This is a genomic window from Geminicoccus harenae, assembly GCF_019800005.1.
GTDB classification, from domain to species: domain Bacteria; phylum Pseudomonadota; class Alphaproteobacteria; order Geminicoccales; family Geminicoccaceae; genus Geminicoccus; species Geminicoccus harenae.
Genome location: NZ_JABGCL010000109.1, coordinates 1 through 2,317, shown reverse-complemented (window position 1 = coordinate 2,317; position 2,317 = coordinate 1). Strand labels below are relative to the sequence as shown.

General features: G+C 65.3%; 2 protein-coding genes. Both read right to left on the bottom strand.

All coding sequences use genetic code 11. From position 1 onward, the window contains the following. A partial coding sequence (locus tag HLA95_RS26985) for a multicopper oxidase family protein (protein WP_191061900.1) occupies positions 1–1,763 on the bottom strand: 1,763 nt, incomplete at its 3' end. A 62-nt stretch (positions 1,764–1,825) separates the two neighbouring features. Next, a partial coding sequence (locus HLA95_RS26980) for an SCO family protein (protein ID WP_222185079.1) occupies positions 1,826–2,317 on the bottom strand: 492 nt, incomplete at its 5' end.

Sequence of the window (2,317 nt, the reverse complement as noted above, 5' to 3'; positions counted from 1 at the left end):
TTGTGGCAGTGCATGACGTAGCGACCACGCTCCTGCTTGGACGCGTAGCTGTAGTCGGGATCCGGGAAGTCGCGGAAGCGGAGGAAGATCTCCATCTCGTCGATCCGCTCGTTGCCGCCGAACCGGTAGATGTCGGTCCGGTAGCGGTCGGCCTCGGCCACCGCCCGCCGGTTGATGGACGTGATGATGCCCTCCTCGAAATGGATGTGCATGGGATGGTCCCAGCCGCCCGAGGTGCTGCGGATCTTCCAGATCTCGGCGGAGTTGCGCCGCACCTGGTTGGGCGGGTTCATCAGGAACTCCGGGCTGTGGTCGATGTCCGGGTCCCAGAACTTGCCGTTGATGTGCCACATGCCATTCAGCCGGCCGAGCTCCCACTCGCGGACCTTGACCACCTCGTTCAGGTTGACCGAGGGCAGCGGGCGGAAGGTGTTGGGGACCACGCTCTGGTCTGCCGTCTCGGGCAGGCCGCCCACCCGGAACTCCAGGATCTGGTTGGACGGCGAGTCCGGGTTGGTGGTCTTGCCCCGGTCGATGCCGCGGCCGTCCTTCATCATCACCAGGTTGTTGCACAAGTAGAGCTTGTCGCCCTTCTTGAACTTCTTGAAGTCGATGATGATGTCGGAGCGCTCCGCCACCCAGAGCTGGAGGCTGGTGATGTCCTTGCGCGTCTTGTGCAGCAGGTTGCCGCTCTGGCTGATCTGGTGGAAGGGCTGGTTGGCCCCGTCCTTGCGCAGCAGCAGGTTGTAGAAGCGCGACGGCCCGCCGTTCAGGACCCGGAAGCGGTACTTGCGGCGCTCCACCTCCATGTAGGGCTGGATCTTGCCGTTCACGGTCAGCTTGTCGCCCAGCCAGCCGTCGATCGCGAACTGGTTGAACTCGAGCTCCCCGTCCGGGTCGAACTTCTTGTCGGCCAGGATCAGCGGCACGTCGTACTTGCCGCTGGGCAGCCGCCAGCCGGTGGTCTCGTCGCCGGTGTCGTTCTCGTCGAACGCGCGGACCATCGCGACCATGCCCTTGTACACGTTCGCCGCGGTGAACTCCGGCCGGTGATCGTGGATGAACATGGTGGTCAGGGTTTCGCGCAGGTCGCCGCCCGAGACCGGGTCGATCCACTTGGCCGGGATGCCCTTCTTCTTGTCGAAGCCGGCGCGCGCCATGGCGTAGTGGAAGTTGCGGGTGTTCGGCTTGCCGCCGGCATTGTCCTTGGGGTGGATCCAATTCCAGGGGCCGCCGTCGCTTTCCGAGGCGGTGTGGAAGTTGTGCAGGTGCGGCGCGATCTCGGGATGGCCGAAGCCCTTGTGGTCCTCCACCGAATCCAGGTCGTTCTCGATATGCAGGCAGAACGGCTGGTTGTAGCGGACGTCGATCAGCGGCCCGCCGAACTCGTCGCCATAGGACCAGACCTTGCTCTCGCCATATTCCTTGGCGAAGCGGTGGCTGCGCTCCCGCACCCGCAGGTGGATCCAGCGCTGCATCTTGAAGCGGCTGGCGCAGTACTGGTGCTCGGCCTCGTTGTAGGGATAGGAGTCAGGCTCATCTTCCTCGGCTGGGCCCGGGATCGGCAGGGGCTCCTGCCAGGGCGTGGTCCTGGGGCTGGCCGTGCTGGCCGCCAGGGCCTGGCGCAGCGACGCCCCCTTGGCCCAGTAGGCGCCACCCACGATCAGGCCGAGCTTGGCGATCTCGCGCCGGCTGAATTTGGCGCCCTGGAGCTGGTTGCGCAGTTCGACCGCACGTCTGGCGGCACGTATCTTGGAGAACATGATCCCGACCTCGTGATAGGCAGGCTGAGGAATTTCCTGGAGTATTTCCTGGTGGGTGCCGCTCAGGCGACCGGCCGGCCGGTCAGGGAGGTGACCGCCTTGACGATCCAGGCCGCCCGCGACAGGGCGGGCGTGCCGGCCCAGCGGTCCAGCCGGGCATTGCCGTAGCGCAGCATGCCGGTGTGGTTGTCGAGCTGGAGGTCGTAGAGCGGGTCGCTGCTGGCAAAGCCCAGGGAACGGCGCAGCCCCTCGATGTCGTCCGGCTCGCCGGTCAGGAACTTCCAGCCGGGCTTGACCTCCCAGAGCTCGGCATAGTCCTTGAGGATGTGCGGCCGGTCGAACTGCGGCTGCAACGTGATCGAATACATGAAGATGTCCTGGCCCATCCGCTCGCCGAGCTCGTCCTGCACGGCGCGCAGGTTCTCGGTGACCAGCGGGCAGACCTGGCCGCAGCTCTGGAAGAAGAAGTTGATCAGCACCACCCGGTCGCGGATCAGCTCGTCGTAGAACCGGTATTCCTGGCCGTCCTGGTCAAGGACGCGCGTGTTCGGGAT